This window comes from Mucilaginibacter flavus (assembly GCF_030409315.1).
GTDB classification, from domain to species: domain Bacteria; phylum Bacteroidota; class Bacteroidia; order Sphingobacteriales; family Sphingobacteriaceae; genus Mucilaginibacter; species Mucilaginibacter flavus.
Genome location: NZ_JAUFPS010000026.1, coordinates 18,751 through 36,764, shown reverse-complemented (window position 1 = coordinate 36,764; position 18,014 = coordinate 18,751). Strand labels below are relative to the sequence as shown.

Here is an 18,014-nt window from a genome sequence, read left to right as displayed (position 1 = left end):
AGCAGCTCCTTTAATTTCCTAAATTTTAATGAAATCAACAATTCAAGAATTAGAAAAAACCGCGTCGCAAATTAGGCGCGACATTGTACGCATGGTACATGCTTGTCAATCTGGCCACCCTGGTGGTTCATTAGGTTGTACAGACTTTTTTACCGCACTGTATTTTGAGGTGATGAACCACGATCCTAAATTTAACATGGATGGTATTGGCGAAGACCTTTTCTTTTTATCAAATGGCCATATTTCGCCGGTGTTTTACAGCACCTTGGCACATGCCGGTTATTTTGATAAAGCCGAGTTGGCAACCTTCCGTAAACTGAACACCCGCTTACAGGGCCACCCTACTACGCATGAGCATTTGCCGGGCGTACGTATCGCTTCTGGTTCATTAGGCCAGGGTTTGTCTGTAGCCATCGGTGCTGCTTTAGCCAAAAAATTAAATGGCGATAAAAGCCTTGTATTTACCTTACATGGTGATGGCGAGTTACAGGAAGGCCAGATTTGGGAAGCCGCCATGTTTGCCCCACATAACAAGGTTGATAACCTGATCTCGACGATTGATTTTAACCGCCAGCAAATTGACGGACCAACCGAAAAGGTATTGTCGTTAGGCGATTTACATGCCAAATGGGTTGCCTTTGGATGGGATGTTTTGGAAATGAAAGGTAATGATATGGCCGATGTGGTTAAAACACTGGAGCTTGCAAAAAGCCGTACAGGACAGGGTAAACCTATCATGATATTAATGCATACCGAAATGGGATACGGCGTTGATTTTATGGTTGGCACACACAAATGGCATGGCGCTGCTCCAAATGACGAGCAACTTGCATCTGCATTAGCACAGTTAGAAGAAACTTTGGGCGATTATTAAATAGTTGTCAGTTTTGAGTACTGAGTTTTGAGTTTAACTCATCTCCTCAAGTTCAAAACTGCCTATCAACAAATAATAAAAACTCATTACTCAAAACCCATCACTCACAACTCAAATGAAAAAGTATACTTATACAGATAAAAAAGATACCCGCTCGGGCTTTGGTGCCGGGCTGCTGGAAGCCGGCAAAAAAAACGACCAGGTTGTTGCTCTTTGCGCCGACCTTATCGGTTCGTTAAAAATGAATGATTTTATTAAAGAATTTCCTGAGCGTTTTGTACAGGTTGGTATTGCCGAAGCAAACATGATTGGCATTGCCGCTGGTATGACTATCGGTGGGAAAATCCCTTTTACAGGTACTTTTGCCAACTTCTCTACCGGCAGGGTTTATGACCAAATCCGTCAATCGGTAGCTTACTCAAACAAAAACGTTAAAATTTGCGCCTCACACGCTGGTTTAACTTTGGGTGAAGACGGTGCTACCCACCAGATTTTAGAAGACATTGGCCTGATGAAAATGTTACCGGGCATGACGGTAATTAACCCTTGCGATTATAATCAAACCAAAGCGGCTACTATGGCCATTGCCGAACATGAAGGCCCGGTTTATCTGCGTTTTGGCCGCCCGGTTGTTCCTATTTTTACTGATGCTGATCAAAAATTCGAGATCGGAAAAGCATGGATGGTGAACGAAGGTGCTGATGTTAGTATATTTGCTACGGGTCACCTGGTTTGGGAAGCTATTTTAGCAGGCGAAAAATTAGCAGAAGAAGGTATTGATGCCGAGATCATCAACATCCACACTATTAAACCTTTGGATGCAGAAGCGGTATTAAAATCAGTAGCCAAAACCGGTTGCGTGGTAACTGCCGAAGAGCATAACCGTTTAGGTGGTTTGGGCGATAGCATAGCACAATTGTTAGCTGTTAATAACCCTACTCCACAAGAGTATGTGGCTGTAAACGATAGCTTTGGCGAAAGCGGTACACCAGAACAACTGATGACTAAATATGGTTTAGATGCAGACCATATTGTAGCGGCCGTTAAAAAGGTTATCGAAAGAAAAAACAAAAATGCTTAATTAGCATTTAACTATAAAAATTATAAAATGTCGGTGCAGGTAGAAGATTCAGAGATTTTAAGCAAGTTCAGGGAAGAGAAAACGCGGAACGAAGCGTTTAACCTGCTGCTTAAAAAATACCAGCAAAAAATTTACTGGCATGTAAGGCGCATGGTTATTGATCATGACGACGCGGACGACCTTACCCAGGATATTTTTGTTAAAGTTTGGAAAAACCTGCTTGGTTTCAGGAATGACGCGCAGCTTTATACCTGGATGTACCGCATAGCATCCAACGAATGCATTACTTTTTTGAATAAAAAGAAGCAAAAAAATAATGTTTCGTTGGATGATGTTAATTACGAGCACATGGCCGATACACTGGCCGATTCGGCGTATTTTAATGGCGACGCGGCACAGCGTAAACTACAGGAAGCATTGCTAACCCTGCCAGAAAAACAAAAGCTTGTTTTTAACATGAAATACTATGAGGATATGAAATATGAGGAAATTTCTGACGTGCTGGGTACAAGTGTGGGTGCGCTAAAAGCATCTTTTCACCTGGCAGTCAAGAAGATAGAGGCTTATTTACTGTCAAAAGATTAATTTCATAAAATTTTCATAATCACGTTAAACCTTTTAGCACTTTGTTCATCTATAGTTGTGTATGAAAAGCGATATGGACAATAGGGAATGGCTGGATGATTATACATCATTGAAACAGGTTAACGCAAATAACCCGTTCATGGTGCCGTCTGCCTATTTCGATGAATTAGCGCAGCACATAACATCACGCATCAGGCTGGAAGAGCTTAAAAACTCATCTACAGGATTTAACGTGCCTGAAAATTACTTTGAACAATTAAACAGCAACATACAAAGCCGCATCAATATCCAGGCGGCTTTAGGTACTGATAATACCGGCTTCACTACACCCCCAAATTTTTTTGACGAGCAGGCAAGCCACATCCAAAGCAGAATTGCCATTGAGCAATACGTGAATAATGAGGCTGAAAGCTTTACCGTTCCTGAAAATTATTTTGGCGAACTGGACGACAATATCCAAAGCAGGTTAACTATTGAGCAGTATGCCAATAGCGGGGATGAAGTTTTTGCGGTACCTGCAAATTATTTTGATGAACTAAGCAACAACATTCAAAGCCGTATAGCTATTGAAGAGTTGATGAGCAGCGAAGCCGATGGTTTTGAATTGCCGGCAAACTATTTTGATAAACTTAGTCAAAGCATTTTAGATAAAACCGTTAACCAGCAGGATAAAGAGGAAGTTGAAGAAACAGATAATGTGATCAACTTTCAGGAAGCGGTTAAAAAGAAAGAAAAAGGCCTTGTACGCCGCATGTTTGCATCACATACCATTAGATATGCTACCGCGGCCTGTTTTGCTTTGATACTGGGCATTGGCGTGGTGTTTAAAAGCGCTACCCCGGCAACAACAGATCACGCGCATACTTATTTGCATGAGGAACTTTCGACAGTGCCGGTAGCCGAAATCAAAAACTACCTGCAATTGCACATGGATGCAAGCGATACCCGTGCGTTGATGGATGGATCGCAAAAAGTTAACAGCCAGAGTTTGGATGAAGATCTGTCGGATTATATAGATACTAATTAATTGAGGAGTTTTAATGCGTAACCTGATCAGGCATATTTTTGTAGTACTTTTTATTGTAGCAACCGCTCATCACTGCTTTGGGCAAGCCAATTCGCTTGTACCCGCCGGCAGAACAGCACCCGGTGCAAACCGGGTAAAAAAGGGAGCCATCGGTAAAAAGCTGGAAGCGGCGCGTAATAATTTTATTAGTAAGCAACTTGATCTATCCGATGAAGAATCGACTAAATTTTGGCCTATCTACCAAAAGTACCAACAGGAACTTACCGCTGTACGTATTTTAAAACGCCTCAATAACTCCAGCGCCGCATCTAACGGAACTGAGCAGATAGACAGGGAAATTTATTACGAAAGTCAGTTGGTGGCCATACGTAAACGCTACAGGGATTCCTTTTCAAAAATCCTTCCACCCGAGAAAGTGAGCAAGCTTTACAAAAGCGAACAGGAATTTAACGACGAACTCATCAAACAACTCAGCGAACGCAGCGAAAGAGCAGGAAATTGATTATTGGTTCATTTGTTCACTGGTTCATTAGTTCATTGGTCTTAGCTGGATTATAAATTCGTTTAATACTGATTAAATGGTGAGTTTTGCTGACTGTTAATTCCCGTACTCAATAATTCAATAATTAAAAATGCCAACTCTTCGTCAGCTTTTTTTGGCTAATAACGCGCAAACTACCAACTTTCCGTTGTTGCTGGAATTTGAGCGTGCCGAAGGAATTTATATGTACGATGCCAGGGGAAACGCTTTTATTGACCTGATATCGGGCATTGGGGTAAGCAGTCTTGGGCACGGCAACCCTAAAGTTAAGGAAGCCATTAAAGAGCAGGTTGATAAATACATGCACCTGATGGTTTATGGCGAATTTGTGCAAACACCACAGGTACTTTTTGCCGAAAAATTAATATCGGTATTACCAGATAATTTGCAATCTGTTTATTTCACCAATTCGGGCGCGGAGGCTGTTGAAGGCGCGTTGAAACTGGCTAAGCGTTTTACAGGCCGTAGCGAGATCATAGCATGCCACAACTCCTACCATGGCAGTACCCAAGGGGCGTTAAGTGTGATGGGTAACGAAGAATTTAAGCAGGCCTATCGCCCGTTGTTACCAGGGGTTAGTTTTATCCATTTTAATAATATAGATGACCTGCAACTGATAACCGAGCAAACTGCTTGCGTGATCATCGAAACCGTACAAGGTGAGGCAGGTATTCGCGTTCCTGATTTTGCATACATGGAGGCCTTACGCAAACGTTGTGATGAAACCGGCACTTTGCTGATATTAGATGAAATCCAGGCTGCTTTTGGGCGTACAGGTAAGTTGTTTGCCTTTGAGCACTTTGGCATTGTGCCCGATATTTTGCTGCTGGCAAAAGCTTTGGGGGGCGGCATGCCTGTTGGAGCGTTCATCGCATCAACCCCAATTATGGATGCCTTGAAAGATAATCCCATCCTTGGGCATATCACCACTTTTGGAGGGCACCCGGTATGCTGCGCCGCCGGTTTAGCGGCATTGGAAGTTTTACTTGAAGATAACCTGGTAATTGGCGTAGCCGAAAAGGAAGCTCAATTCCGTAAACTGTTGGTTCATCCGGCTATCAAGGAAGTACGCGGCAAAGGCCTGATGTTGGCCCTTGAATTGGCCGACTTCGACCTCAATAAAAAAATCATAGATCGCTGCATTGAAAACGGCGTTATTACCGATTGGTTTTTGCATTGCAGCAATTCCATGCGTCTTGCCCCTCCCCTCATCATTCAGCCCGATGAAATTGCAATGGCATGTGAGGTGATTATTGAAGCCATTGACTACTACACTAATTCGCCGCTTTAACTCTTTTCCTACTTTTAACTAACTGATAAGTTTTGGCACGCAGGCGTTGCGCTTCGTTGGCCAAATTTGCCGTACTGGTAATATCGGGCATCCCATCATCCTGGTACTTTTCAATAATGGGTAACGTTGCCACCACTTTTAAAACGGTGTGATAATCTTCAATTTTAACCTGGTTACTATCAATGTGAGCCCGTAAGTTGGTGAACCGACTTATTTTATTCATATATTTAGATTTACTATCAGCAAGCACAGCCTTTAACTCGTCTCTCAGCACCGTATCCTTAAGCGTTTTTAAAGACTCGTTTGCCGATGTATAATATGCAATTGATTTTGCACTATACCCATCAAACTTTTTCAAGCTATCGGGTATCCCGGCATGAAAGTGCTGTAATTCGATCTCTAACTTTTGTAACACGGAATCTTTTTTCTCCAGATCACTATAAATTTCTTCCATCATCGATTCACGCGGTTTGAATTTCGATATAAAACCGGAACTTGATTTTTCATCTTTTAAGGGTTCAGGAATTTCGGTTTCTGGCGTGGCCGAATCTTTAGCAGGCTGCTGTTTACAACCGATACCTAAAACTACGGCTGCAACAATTGGAAATAAGGCGGTCAATTTCATATTTAAAGATATGCGCTATTTGATTGTTTAGCTAAAAATTGTTACTGATTTAATTTGACAGGCCGATGGCACATCAACCCAAAGTCAAAAACCACAACTTACTGGTTTTAAACCCTTAGGTTTGTTACCTTTGCGGCCATTAATTTTCAATTGCACATGGCACAGTTCAGCGACCGCATAGCACGCTTAAAATCAACAATCCAACCTTTACGAGATCAGTTAATTCAGCACGAATTATATAAAAACATCAACTCATTAGATGAATTGACCGCTTTTATGGATCACCACGTATTTGCGGTTTGGGATTTTATGTCGCTATTAAAATCGTTGCAACAAAGGCTTACCTGCACTACTACCCCATGGATGCTAACCGGCAATGCCAATACACGTTACCTGATCAATGAAATTGTAACCGGCGAGGAAAGTGATGTAGATGAGCAAGGCAACCGTACCAGCCATTTTGAATTATACCTGCGCGCCATGCAACAAGCCGGCAGCGAGGCTACTGCCATTAACAACCTGTTTAACGAGCTAAACTTTGGCAAACACATTGATGAGGCTTTAATTATTGCCGAAATCCCTTTGGCGGCCCGCAACTTTGTACAGCACACTTTTGAAGTGATCAATAACAACAAAAGCCACGTGCAGGCAGCGGTGTTTACCTTCGGTCGTGAGGATTTAATTCCGGATATGTTTGTGAGCATTGTAAAAGAAATTAGCCAACAATTGCCGGGTAAGGTTGATATCCTGCTTTATTACCTGGAGCGCCATATTGAGGTCGACGGTGATCACCATTCCAATTTAGCCTACGAAATGACCGCCGAACTTTGCGGCGAAGACGATCAGAAATGGGAAGAAGCAACTATCGCCGTTCAGGAAGCATTGCAGGAGCGCATTAACCTTTGGGATGGAATATTTGCGGCCATCAATGCGCAAGTAATAGCGGAGTAAAAGTTATATTTGATCATTGCTTATCAAATGGCAAGAAAATCGGCTTAAATTTCAATTTAAAGATCCGTTGAACATAGGTAGTGAGTTATCAAAAAAAGAATGAATTACAGTAAATAAGCCTTTACTGTATTGTATTTAAAATTCGTACCTTTAATCATGAAACAAGAAGAGTATCTTACTAAAAGGATCGTAGTTCGCGCTGCCAGAAGGGGGATGAAAGCTGCATCTAAAGAGACTGTTGAAGTGATGGGATATAATGTGGTGGCTGAAAATGGACAAGTAGTGAAAAAATTCTCAGACGGCTCCCAACAGATAATTGGCACTATCGCCGTTTCTGGCAGCACTGGCCCCATCAAATTAGATTAATGTCCCGCACGCAGCCCGTACGACAACTCCGTATGCGTGTTTTTGCTGGCCCGAATGGCTCAGGCAAAAGTACCGTAATACAAAGTATCCAAAAATATAAAGCTAATAACAAACCGATAGACTTCGGTTATTATATCAACGCTGATGATATAGCAGTTGCCTTAATTTCGGGCAAAGGCTTTAGTTTCCATCGTTTTAAAATCACGGCAACCCATAACGAGTTTCGGGATATCGTGGGCGCATCGGGCTTGTTGAGAGATGGTTTTTCAGCAGCCGATCTCATAACAACCTACAGCCTCGATAACAATTTTATTTTTTGCTTAAAGGTAGAAAACATAGAAAGGCTGGCGCAAATGATTGCCGATTATCTGCGCAAAAAGTTACTGAGGGAACAAAAGCGATTTTCTTTTGAGACTGTCTTTTCTCATTCGGGCAAACTTCAGATCATGAGGGATGCCGTAGCAGCGGGGTACAAAGTTTACCTTTATTTTGTTTCGACAGAGTCGGCGGAGATTAATAAATTCCGGGTTGAAGCGAGAAAAAAGAAAGGAGGGCATGATGTCCCTCCGGAGAAAATAGCGCAACGTTATGAACGGGCGCTTGGCTTCCTCCATGACGCCGCGCAATTAGCTTACCAGGCTTATTTTTTTGACAATTCAGAAGAAGGCGGATTTTTTAAACTTTTTGCGCACTTTAAAGTAGTTGGCGGCAAAAAAGTATGGGACGAAATCAAGCTGGAGGATATTCCGGAATGGTTCAAAATCCATTATCTGGAAAAGGTAGGCTGATAGTTCGTTTTTTCCTTTTAAACCTTTAAGGAGCAAGTTTATTATACATCTATCATGGTTCACACTTATTAGTAAAATATCAATGATTTAACCATATGAAACGCAGGTTCGGCCCAGCATTCGCTATACTTTTTTTGCTCACGATGTGCGGATGCCGGGAGAAAAACTCAACCAACGCCAACGACGCATTTATGTTATGGGCCAACCAAAAACTGGATAAGAATGTGCGTGCTATCCATGGCAGGTACTGGCAATCGGCGCATTTTAGTCGCGAGTACATTGTTTACCTGGAATTGGCACCAACGGTGCAATGGAAATTAGAGTTCATCAAACAAAATAATCTGCATATTACAAGCGATACTCCTACACCACCACAAGATGCACCATCCTGGTTCATCAATAAAAAAGGATTAAATATTTGGCACACAAAACCAGATAACGGTAGTTTATATGAAGAAGATCCGCAGACCGGGCATTTTTTTATTTATGAGAAGCAGCTGTAATTGATTTCGAATTTTGTCTGAACCGGGATTAAACAGACTTATTAGATTTTTGGAATTTTGACTAACTTGTAACCCATTTTCTGCAAACTGCAAACTGCAAACTGCAAACTGCAAACTGCAAACTGNACTGCAAACTGCAAACTGCAAACTGCAAACTGCAAACTGCAAACTGCAAACTGCAAACTGCAAACTGCAAACTGCAAACTGCAAACTCACAATCTACAACTTATTCAACTCATCCATCAAAACCTTGCTTACCCTATTAAAGTAGCGCCGTACGCCAAAGCCCATTACCGTTTGAATGCCGCGGGTGGCGTTGGTTAAAAATACCTCGTCGGCTTCGTAAAGGATATCGGGGTTAATTTGGGCTTCGGTGATGTCCATTTTAGCGTTTCGGGCCAGTTTGATCACAACCTGGCGCATTACGCCTTCAACACAACCTTCGCTTAGCGCAGGGGTGTATAAATGATTTTGATAGTTGATAAATATGTTAGAGCTGCTGGCTTCGCACAGGAAACCATTTTGATTTAGCAGAAACACATCATCCAGCTTGTTTTGTGATTTATAGATGCCCGCCATCACATAAATAAGCGAGTTGCAGGTTTTGATGTTTGACAAGTAGTTTGATGGCTTAGGTAACTCCGTAAACACATCCATAATCAAACCTTTCTCGTTCAAAAAATAACGGGGTTCGTCAGATTCTGTTAGCTCCAGGCAATAACCCATCTTGTTTTGGCTTGGTGTGTACAAGCCTTCGGCATCCCGATAAACAGTTAACCGCAGCCGCCCATGCTTTACCTTGTTACGCCGGGCAAGTTCCTCTACAATCTCCTTTAAAAACCAGGTATCCATCTGCGAGTAACCATCAATTTTAAGGGCCTTCATGCCGCGTTGGAGGCGATCGGCATGCAGGTCGGCAAATTTCAATTGCCCCTTCATCAGGCGCATGCTTTCAAACAATCCATCGCCATATTTAAAAGCGCGGTTTGCTATGGTCAATAGCGGGCTGTTTTGAGGAAGAATTTGTCCGTTAAAATTGATAAACACAGGCGTCATGTAGATGTGCGAATTTCAGATGTGCAAATGTGCAGATTTTTAAATCAGATTAAATTTATAAATGCCATACTGTTACACAAAAACCATGCTTATATTAACAGATAATGAAGTACTATTCCTGGCTACTTGTATTTGATTGATTATCAGCAGCCGTGTATTTACGCCATTTTAGCAGTACGCTTTCAAAATCTGGCGGTAAAGGCGATTCAAACAGCACCTGTTTCTTTTGTGTGGGGTGCAAAAAGCCCAGCACCTGCGCATGCAGTGCCTGGCGCGGCATCAGCTCAAAACAGTTTTCAACAAACTGCTTGTACTTGCTGAATACGGTCCCCTTTAAAATTTTATCGCCGCCGTAGGTAGCATCACTAAACAAGGGATGCCCAATATGCCGCATGTGCGCGCGGATCTGGTGGGTACGACCAGTCTCCAGCTGGCATTCAATCAGTGTAACGTAGCCCATACGCTCCAACACTTTATAATGCGTTACAGACCACTTTCCCTTCTCCGGGTCGTCATATATCGACATCACTCTTCTATCGGCAATGCTGCGGCCTATATAGCCCGTTACCGTTCCGTCTTCAGGCAAATCTCCCCAAACTAAAGCAACATATTTACGGGTGATGGTATGGTCAAAAAACTGCTTGGCCAACCAACTCATTGAGCGTTCGTTTTTGCTGATCAGCAACAAACCCGATGTATCCTTATCAATACGATGAACCAGGCCCGGCCGGCCATCGTTACCCGGCAAAGTTGGCAATTGCTGAAAATGGTATACCAAGGCGTTCACCAAGGTACCCGTGTAATTGTTGTAACCCGGGTGTACCACCATACCTGCGGCTTTATCAACCACCAGTACATCATCGTCCTCGTAAACGATATTGATGGGAATATTTTCGGGATAAACCTCGGTATCGCGGGGCGGATGCGGCAATACTACCGAAATTACATCCAGCGGTTTTACCCGGTAACTGCTTTTTATGGGCTTATCGTTTACCAGTACATTACCCAGCTCAATGGCATTTTGGATACGGTTACGCGAGGCGTTCTCCACCCGGTGCATCAAAAACTTATCAATACGTAGCAGCGACTGACCTTTATCAACTACTACGCGCAAGTGTTCAAATAAATCCTGTTCTTCCTGCTCTATCAGCTCGGGTTCGTATGCCATTTGAGGGCAAAAGTAATCGTTTTTTATGGTAGGTTAAACGTAATATTGCAATAGCATTAAGGGCAGGTTATTTTTATGAATATCGATCTTGAAATTTTTAGTCCGGTTCAACAGATCAATGATCGGTTATTTGATGAACACGAGGTAAAAGTTTTCATTAAACGCGACGACCAGATACACCCCATGATATCGGGCAATAAATGGCGCAAATTAAAGTATATCTTAAAAAACGCTCAAAATCAGCACAAAAACCACCTGGTAACTTTTGGGGGCGCATACTCCAATCACTTGCTGGCCACAGCTGCCGCTGCCGCCAAATTCGGTTTTAAAGCAACCGGTATAGTACGTGGTGAGGAAGTTAATAACGATACTTTGTTTTTATGCAAACTTCACGGCATGCAGTTAATTTTTACCGATAGGGAAAGCTACCGCGATAAACCAGCACTGTTTCAACAATATTTTGACAGCGATGCAGAAGCTTTTTTTATTGACGAAGGAGGATCATCTACAGAAGGAGCCTTGGGCTGCAGCGAATTGGTAGATGAACTAACAGAGCACTATGAGCATATCTTTTGTGCCTGCGGAACCGGAACCACCGCGGCCGGTATTATCAACGGCTTAACACATCATCGGCTTAAAATCAATTTTAACGCCATACCTGTATTTAAAAATGGTGGTTTTATAAAGGAGGAGATTGACAAATTCTTAACGATCCCTGCAATATATGATTTGCACACCGACTACCATTTTGGTGGCTATGGTAAGACGAATGACGAACTTATTAAATTTATTAAGCAATTTGTAGCAAACACCGGTATAGTGATTGAACCTGTTTACACCGGCAAAATGATGTACGCCATTTACGATTTGATTGGCAAAGGCCATTTTAAACCAGGCAGCAACATATTGGCGATACATAGCGGCGGAATTTGGGGATTGTTAGGGCTGAAAGATAAGTTTTAGAAGCATAAACCTGTTAAAAAAGCCGCCAAAGGTTGCCCCCGGGCGGCTTTAAACTATCAATTATTGATTCAACCAAAAAGATTCCCAACCTCCGATAGAAGTACGATTACAGGTCATGGCCTGGGTGCCATTCTCAGACGATATGTATTTGCCGTTGTTACCTCTGAAAGAAACTGTGCCATTGCTGTTGTTAACCCAATCAAACTGCTCCCACGGACCGATAGAAGTACGGTTACAGGTTATAGCCTGAGTGCCATTCTCAGACGATACGTATTTACCCTGGCTTTGCAGAGCGACTTTGCCACCGCCTGCATCAACCACCGTAAAATGCTCCCAGCCACCCGCGGTTGTACGGTTGCAGTTCATGGCCTGTGTGCCATTTTCGCTGCTTACGTACAAACTATTGCTTGAACCTTTAAAGGTTACCGATTGCCCGATAGGTACCGAACCACCGCCGGTACTAACAATGGGCTGGGTAGGCCGTGTAGCTGTAAGCCCAATTTGGCCTTTCAGCATTTTGCCACCATCGCCGGTTAAGCGCAGGTAGTAGTCGGCAGAGCAGGCTGTACCATCTTCATCCAACGATAGAAAGTTTGAGCCTGCCGGTACAAAGGAAGCGTTTTCGGTTGTTTTGGCAATCTGGTTACCCTCGTTGTATTCATCAAACATGGATATATAAAGGCCTTGAGCCCCGCCTCGTATCAGGTTGTAAAACTGTGTCCACATCAAATCGCCGTGCACCCGCTGGCGCAATTGCAAATCGCCGGGCAAAACGCAAGGCTGGTAATCAATTCCATTGGCATTACAGTAAGCCTGATCGCCAACCTGGTGATCATTGTAAAAACTATTTGCCTCGGCAATGGTGCCTATTTTACCAATCATCCATGGCGATATCATATTGAGGGCATTATACGTTGCTAAAAAACCGGGCCTTACCTCGCTGGCTGTCGTATCGCGCCAATAGGCAGGTACCCCACCTATTACGTAACAACCCTGGCTTTTAAACCAGTTGATTACATCTAAACAAACCGCGGCCGACCATGGATGCCCATCGTCATTAAATCCAAATCCCCAGATACATACTACCGGCTTGCCGTTCTGTTTAGCATAGGCCGACGAGGAAGTATAAGCCGACATTTTGTTTGTCCAGTCGGTTTTAATTTCCGACTGCATATTTGTCCAGTAGCCAACATCATACATGATATAAAATTTACGACCAGTTGCCTCTGCCGCTGTTTTTACTTTGGCAGTTATGGCATCACGCACCGGGCCTTCGCCACCCGTTGGATTAAAACGTTGCAGCGCGGCGCAGTCAATACCATTTTGCTGCATCCACAAAAACTGGGTGTTTACCGTTTGATCGGTATAAGACGAGAACAACTTTGCCGGTTGCCCGTTGTTAAGATTTGCAAAAGCAGTTTGATAAGTGCTGGTATATTCGCGTACATCCGGCCATGATTTTATACGGATGCTGGTTGAATTTGGTGCCTGATTGTTCGGGTCGGCCCAGTGCCACCATAGGTTTATTGGCGAGCCATCACCAATTGCGGCAAACCACCCCTGGTAACCTACCGTTACTTTGCCCACAACATCACCCGCAGGCGATGATGTAATACTTTGTTTTTTTACTAAACCATTAGTTGCGGTTTCTTTATTTACGATGTTTTTTTTTTGGCAGGCACTTAATATGCCCAATACAAGCAGAAAATTGATGACGTATTTTTTCCTGGTATTCATAATTATAGGTTTTGATGATTGATTGAGTTGGGTTTATAAAAACAGGTGTTACTGTAATTAACCTAAGGAGGTTTAAAAACATAAGTAAGCATAGGTAATTAAAAGTTTAAGGTTTACAGGAAGGCATCCTGGGCAGCTTTCCTGGTATAATTGGTTTATAGTTGTAAATAACACAAGGCGGTATTAATAAATACTTAATAAAACCTTAATCATTGTCGCTATAGTTAATTTGCCCATTGTCATTTTTTAGTTTCGAGGCGAAACAAACCTTAAAAGAGAGGGTAAACAAAACTTTTTAAGATATAAACAGGATGGTTTTGTGATAAAATATGGTATACCAATATCGGCTTTGGTACAAAAACCAACTTTAAACAATTTAAACATACTTTTTAGCCAATCGGTTCAAAAACCGCTTAATTTTTGTTTTTTAAGGCTTTTTATTAAATTTGTTTAAATCCAATTGATATGTACAACCTACTTGTTTCTCCCCAAAATGTACAGGCTTCGTTAAATAAGCATGTACTTGCCGATGGCTTCGATCTCACTTTTGACATGGAAAAAAGTAAGGGTGTTTATATTTATGATTCCAAGTACGATCGTACCCTGCTCGATTTTTTTACCTGCTTTGCATCTGTGCCATTGGGCTACAATCACCCCAAAATGGTGAACGATGAAGAATTCAAAAAGAATCTGATGCTGGCGGCCTTAACCAACCCATCAAACTCAGATATATACACCACACAATATGCTCAGTTCCTGGAAACGTTTTCGCGTGTGGGTATACCAGACTACCTTCCGCACGCTTTTTTTATAGCAGGAGGTTCCTTAGCAATCGAAAACGCCCTTAAAGTGGCTATGGATTGGAAGGTGCAAAAAAACTTTGCCCGTGGGTATACCAAAGAACGTGGATTTAAGGTTATTCACTTTGAGCATGCTTTTCATGGCCGGTCGGGCTATACTTTAAGCTTAACCAATACCTTGCCTAATAAAACCAAATGGTTTGCCAAGTTTGATTGGCCACGCGTATCTGTACCATACATGAACTTTCCTTACAGCGATAGCAACCATGATGACCTGTTGCAAAGGGAACAGTTGTCGGTAGCACAGATCAGGAAAGCATTTGAGGACAATAAAGACGACGTTTGCGCCATCATTATTGAACCCGTACAATCTGAAGGTGGCGACAATCACATACGCAAAGAATTTTTAGAACAACTACGCCTGCTGGCCGATGAGTACGAGGCGATGCTGATTTATGACGAAGTGCAAACCGGCGTTGGCCTTACCGGAAAATTTTGGTGCCACGAACATTTTGGCGAAAAGGCACGGCCGGATATTATCGCCTTTGGTAAAAAGATGCAGGTTTGCGGCATTCTTTGCAGCAACCGTGTTGATGAAATTGAGAACAATGTTTTCAGGGTTTCATCGCGCATTAACTCAACCTGGGGTGGTAGCCTGGTTGATATGGTACGCTCCTCAAAAATTATGGAGGTTATTGAAGAAGACAACTTATGTGAAAATGCTGCCAATATGGGCGAATATTTACAAAATCAATTAAATGATATTGCCGCGAGGGTGCCAATAATAAGTAATGTACGCGGGAAGGGCCTGCTTACCGCCTTTGATTTTCCTGATAAAAATAAAAGGGATACGTTTATTAATAAGGGTTTGGAAAATAATATCATGTATTTAGGCTGTGGCGATAAAAGCATCCGCTTTAGGCCTGCACTTATTATTGAAAAAAGCCATATTGATACAGGGCTTGAAATGTTAGAGAAAATATCCAAAAACCTGTAATAGCTTTGCAGTAAGCTATTGATAATAACTTATCCTACAGGGTAAGTAGTTTTGTATTTAATATATGTTTTAATGGCCAGGCTGGTCCAAAAAAGCCGAAACAGTTAATATATGCTATCTTTTCACCAAAATACGCCTTATTTTTAGTTATTATTCCGATTAGATTTGTCTCATCCCAATTAGAATAAATTCTAATTTCATCATGAGCAAACATATAGAGAAATTAAAAAAACAACTTGTTGAAGTAGCCGAAGTTGTTAACTCATTTCAATCAGAAGCAGTACAGGTAAGGATCATTGACAGGCTACTGGATGTGATGATCGAATCAGAAAGAGCAGATGCCGATGGCTCTGAAATTTTCAGCAAAAAAGGCCGAAAAATGCGTTTAGATGATGAAAACGCGGGAATTCCTGGTCGTAAAAAACCAGGCGCAACTAAAATTTTAAATCAACTATTAAGCACCGATTTTTTTGATATTCAACGTTCTATCTCTTCGATAGCCAACTATTGCAAAGATCAGTTCGACTCTGATTTTAAAACATCAGAGCTATCTGGAATACTATTAAAGCTTGCTAATGAAAACAAACTGAGAAGGGAAAGAAGTATCGAAAACAATCGCTTTGAGTATATTAAAGCTTAAGTATTTAAACTTATACTATAAAATAAGCCGCCATTTGTGAATAAACTGGCGGCTTATTTATTTAAAGTTAAATAATATATTATTTTAAAGCAAAAAGATCATCTACTCCTAAAATTTTCCGGCTTGTAAATCCTTCCGCGTATTTAACACCGATGCTTTTTCCAAACTCGGCAGCACGGGCGGCAACTACGTTAATAAACTCTGGCGTAGATATATAGGTTTGCGGTTCATCACTCCACTCGGGGTTAAAAAACTGTGAGCCGTAAGCGTAAATGCTTTCTATCTTTTTATCCCAATACTCGGTAACATCTATCAAAATATCAGGTTTAATATATCTATCCTGTATAAAATGTAATACCAGTTCTGGTCGCCAGGCATCCTGTGCATTACCGGCACTATCAAAAGTTTCTATTTTACGTAAGCCTGCAAGAAAAGCCGATGCTTCTACCAGATCATTAGCGCGCCCATGATCGGGGTGCCTGTCATGATAAGCATTGGTAATTACAATACGGGGCTGATATTTGCGAATAGCTTCAATTACCTTTACCTGATACTCGCGCGTGTTTTGAAAAAAGCCATCGGGCAGGCCTAAGTTATCCCGTACCGCCAGGCCTAAAATATCTGCAGCGGCGGCAGCCTCCTGGTCGCGAATCTCGGCAGATCCGCGGGTACCTAACTCTCCACGTGTAAGATCAACTATGCCCACTTTATGCCCAAGGGCCACGTGTTTTAAAATAACGCCAGAACAACCCAACTCGGCATCATCCGGGTGTACAGGCAAAACTAAAATATCTAATTTCATGTATGGTTAATAGTTAATGAGCGGCAGCTAATAAACGCTCTATTTTCTTCCTGATTTTTGACGCCGTGGGCTTTGTAAAAGGATAATAAAAATCGGTTACGTGACCGTCTCTGTCAATCAAAAATTTATGAAAATTCCAGCGGGGTACAGACGACAGCTTACCATTTTCCTTTTTGTTGGCTAAAAACTGGTATAGGGGGTGGGCGAATGAGCCTCGTACCCTTATCTTATCAAATATGGGAAAGTTTTTTGCTCCCGAACTTTCACAAAAGGCGGCGATAGCGGCACCATCTAAAGGTTCCTGGCCGCCAAAATCATTTGAGGGAAAAGCGAGAATTTCAAAATCGGCATCCTTAAAAGTTTCCTTCAATTCGGCCAGATCTTTAAGCTGTGGGGTAAAACCGCATTGCGAAGCGGTGTTTACAATCAATAGTACCTTATTTTTATAGGCCGATAGGCTTACATCATCACCGTTTAACTTTTGAACGTTAAACTTGTGAACACTTGAGTTATCCATTATTAGTAGTTAGTGGAATTATATCCGGCCTGGGTAAGTATGGCCTCGATATCTCTCTGCTCCTCAGGATCGTAAGTTTCTTTAAGGTTGTGACCAAACAAGCTGGCTACGGATTGAAACATAAAGGCTTTAAAGCCTCCTTTAAGCTCTTTCACCATAGTATAGCTGGTTGTGTGGGTTTCCCGGTCAATCAGCTTAATTAAAACTTCGCCCTGACTAATTGTCAGATTTTTAATTTCCTTATCAAACAATGCTTTTATTTCACCTTCGCAGGTGTTAATCAATTCTTTCTGTTTCTTTTTATCGCCGGTAAGCGCCAAATCGCGTTGCAGTTTCTGGTACCTTTGGCTTGCAAACTGCGCGTAAGGCCACACTTTAAGTACATTATACCTTAACCTACGAAAGTTATCCCTATCGGCATCACTGGCAAAAATACGGGTATCAACTATCCTTATCGGATTGCAAACCACCCAAGGCACTAACTGACCGTCAAGTTCTGTTAAAGCAACTTTTATGGTATCGTTTTTGCCCATAACCATAGGAGCAGGTTTATCTGTTTGGGCTTTTACCTGGCCCATTAAGCAACAAAACAGCAACAGAAAACCAATTAATTTCATATTTTTACTTAAAACAAAATTAAAGGATTTTTTTGTGGTATTTTACTTTAAACTGTAATAATATTTTTTAATTACAAGTTTATCA

The 18,014-nt window shown here is 41.9% G+C and carries 20 protein-coding genes; 13 read left to right on the top strand and 7 right to left on the bottom strand.

All coding sequences use genetic code 11. From position 1 onward, the window contains the following. The first annotated feature begins 28 nt into the window (after positions 1-28). The 6 genes from QWZ17_RS09995 (at position 29) to QWZ17_RS09970 (ending at position 5,399) form a co-directional block, all read left to right on the top strand. Positions 29-874: a transketolase gene (locus tag QWZ17_RS09995; RefSeq protein WP_290305055.1), complete on the top strand. Its 846-nt coding sequence runs from the start codon at positions 29-31 to the stop codon at positions 872-874. A 115-nt stretch (positions 875-989) separates the two neighbouring features. Further along, positions 990-1,955, top strand: a complete 966-nt coding sequence (locus QWZ17_RS09990) for a transketolase family protein (RefSeq protein WP_290305054.1) — start codon at positions 990-992, stop codon at positions 1,953-1,955. A gap of 27 nt (positions 1,956-1,982) precedes the next feature. Beyond that, complete coding sequence (locus QWZ17_RS09985; RefSeq protein ID WP_290305053.1) at positions 1,983-2,540, top strand: RNA polymerase sigma factor; 558 nt, start codon at positions 1,983-1,985, stop codon at positions 2,538-2,540. Between the two features lie 73 nt (positions 2,541-2,613). After that, on the top strand, positions 2,614-3,567 hold the full coding sequence (locus QWZ17_RS09980; protein WP_290305052.1) for a hypothetical protein: 954 nt from the start codon (positions 2,614-2,616) through the stop codon (positions 3,565-3,567). Positions 3,568-3,580: 13 nt separating this feature from the next. Then, on the top strand, positions 3,581-4,069 hold the full coding sequence (locus tag QWZ17_RS09975; RefSeq protein WP_290305051.1) for a hypothetical protein: 489 nt from the start codon (positions 3,581-3,583) through the stop codon (positions 4,067-4,069). A gap of 130 nt (positions 4,070-4,199) precedes the next feature. Next, on the top strand, positions 4,200-5,399 hold the full coding sequence (locus tag QWZ17_RS09970; RefSeq protein ID WP_290305050.1) for an aspartate aminotransferase family protein: 1,200 nt from the start codon (positions 4,200-4,202) through the stop codon (positions 5,397-5,399). Here the strand turns inward: QWZ17_RS09970 and QWZ17_RS09965 are convergent. Further along, positions 5,383-6,024: a hypothetical protein gene (locus QWZ17_RS09965; RefSeq protein WP_290305049.1), complete on the bottom strand. Its 642-nt coding sequence runs from the start codon at positions 6,022-6,024 to the stop codon at positions 5,383-5,385. The two genes, QWZ17_RS09970 and QWZ17_RS09965, sit on opposite strands and share 17 nt — an antisense overlap. Positions 6,025-6,180: 156 nt before the next feature. Here QWZ17_RS09965 and QWZ17_RS09960 point away from each other — a divergent pair, with 156 nt between their 5' ends. The 4 genes from QWZ17_RS09960 (at position 6,181) to QWZ17_RS09945 (ending at position 8,632) form a co-directional block, all read left to right on the top strand. Next, on the top strand, positions 6,181-6,975 hold the full coding sequence (locus QWZ17_RS09960; protein ID WP_290305048.1) for a DUF3050 domain-containing protein: 795 nt from the start codon (positions 6,181-6,183) through the stop codon (positions 6,973-6,975). Between the two features lie 156 nt (positions 6,976-7,131). Then, positions 7,132-7,341 carry a hypothetical protein gene (locus QWZ17_RS09955; RefSeq protein WP_290305047.1) on the top strand — a complete coding sequence of 70 codons (210 nt, stop codon included), beginning with the start codon at positions 7,132-7,134 and terminating at the stop codon, positions 7,339-7,341. 32 nt (positions 7,342-7,373) lie between these two features. Next, the gene (locus tag QWZ17_RS09950) at positions 7,374-8,129 is read left to right on the top strand and encodes an ATPase (RefSeq protein ID WP_290305046.1); all 756 of its coding nucleotides are present in this window, start codon (positions 7,374-7,376) and stop codon (positions 8,127-8,129) included. 95 nt (positions 8,130-8,224) lie between these two features. Next, positions 8,225-8,632: a hypothetical protein gene (locus QWZ17_RS09945; RefSeq protein ID WP_290305045.1), complete on the top strand. Its 408-nt coding sequence runs from the start codon at positions 8,225-8,227 to the stop codon at positions 8,630-8,632. A 219-nt stretch (positions 8,633-8,851) separates the two neighbouring features. On the opposite strand, the gene QWZ17_RS09940 is transcribed toward QWZ17_RS09945, so the two are convergent. Together QWZ17_RS09940 and QWZ17_RS09935 are read right to left on the bottom strand one after the other, a co-directional pair. Beyond that, the gene (locus tag QWZ17_RS09940) at positions 8,852-9,688 is read right to left on the bottom strand and encodes an aminotransferase class IV (protein ID WP_290305044.1); all 837 of its coding nucleotides are present in this window, start codon (positions 9,686-9,688) and stop codon (positions 8,852-8,854) included. A gap of 112 nt (positions 9,689-9,800) precedes the next feature. Then, on the bottom strand, positions 9,801-10,856 hold the full coding sequence (locus QWZ17_RS09935; RefSeq protein ID WP_290305043.1) for an RluA family pseudouridine synthase: 1,056 nt from the start codon (positions 10,854-10,856) through the stop codon (positions 9,801-9,803). 75 nt (positions 10,857-10,931) lie between these two features. On the opposite strand from QWZ17_RS09935, the gene QWZ17_RS09930 reads away from it, so the two are divergent. Further along, complete coding sequence (locus QWZ17_RS09930) at positions 10,932-11,819, top strand: 1-aminocyclopropane-1-carboxylate deaminase/D-cysteine desulfhydrase (RefSeq protein ID WP_290305042.1); 888 nt, start codon at positions 10,932-10,934, stop codon at positions 11,817-11,819. 60 nt (positions 11,820-11,879) lie between these two features. Here the strand turns inward: QWZ17_RS09930 and QWZ17_RS09925 are convergent, their stop codons facing one another. Then, positions 11,880-13,556 carry a hypothetical protein gene (locus QWZ17_RS09925; protein WP_290305041.1) on the bottom strand — a complete coding sequence of 559 codons (1,677 nt, stop codon included), beginning with the start codon at positions 13,554-13,556 and terminating at the stop codon, positions 11,880-11,882. A 465-nt stretch (positions 13,557-14,021) separates the two neighbouring features. Here QWZ17_RS09925 and lat point away from each other — a divergent pair, with 465 nt between their 5' ends. Both lat and QWZ17_RS09915 read left to right on the top strand, forming a co-directional pair. Beyond that, positions 14,022-15,353, top strand: a complete 1,332-nt coding sequence (gene lat / locus QWZ17_RS09920) for an L-lysine 6-transaminase (RefSeq protein WP_290305040.1) — start codon at positions 14,022-14,024, stop codon at positions 15,351-15,353. 202 nt (positions 15,354-15,555) lie between these two features. After that, positions 15,556-15,993, top strand: coding sequence for a hypothetical protein (locus tag QWZ17_RS09915; protein WP_290305039.1), 438 nt, complete (start codon positions 15,556-15,558; stop codon positions 15,991-15,993). A 79-nt stretch (positions 15,994-16,072) separates the two neighbouring features. Here QWZ17_RS09915 and bshB1 read toward each other — a convergent pair whose 3' ends face one another. The 3 genes from bshB1 to QWZ17_RS09900 are packed head-to-tail and all read right to left on the bottom strand — an operon-like array spanning position 16,073 to position 17,929. After that, the gene (gene bshB1 / locus QWZ17_RS09910) at positions 16,073-16,795 is read right to left on the bottom strand and encodes a bacillithiol biosynthesis deacetylase BshB1 (protein WP_290305038.1); all 723 of its coding nucleotides are present in this window, start codon (positions 16,793-16,795) and stop codon (positions 16,073-16,075) included. Between the two features lie 13 nt (positions 16,796-16,808). Further along, a complete protein-coding gene (locus tag QWZ17_RS09905) occupies positions 16,809-17,312 on the bottom strand; it encodes a glutathione peroxidase (RefSeq protein WP_290305037.1) in 504 nt (167 codons plus the stop codon). A gap of 2 nt (positions 17,313-17,314) precedes the next feature. Then, positions 17,315-17,929, bottom strand: a complete 615-nt coding sequence (locus tag QWZ17_RS09900; RefSeq protein ID WP_290305036.1) for a DUF4294 domain-containing protein — start codon at positions 17,927-17,929, stop codon at positions 17,315-17,317. Positions 17,930-18,014: the final 85 nt, after the last annotated feature.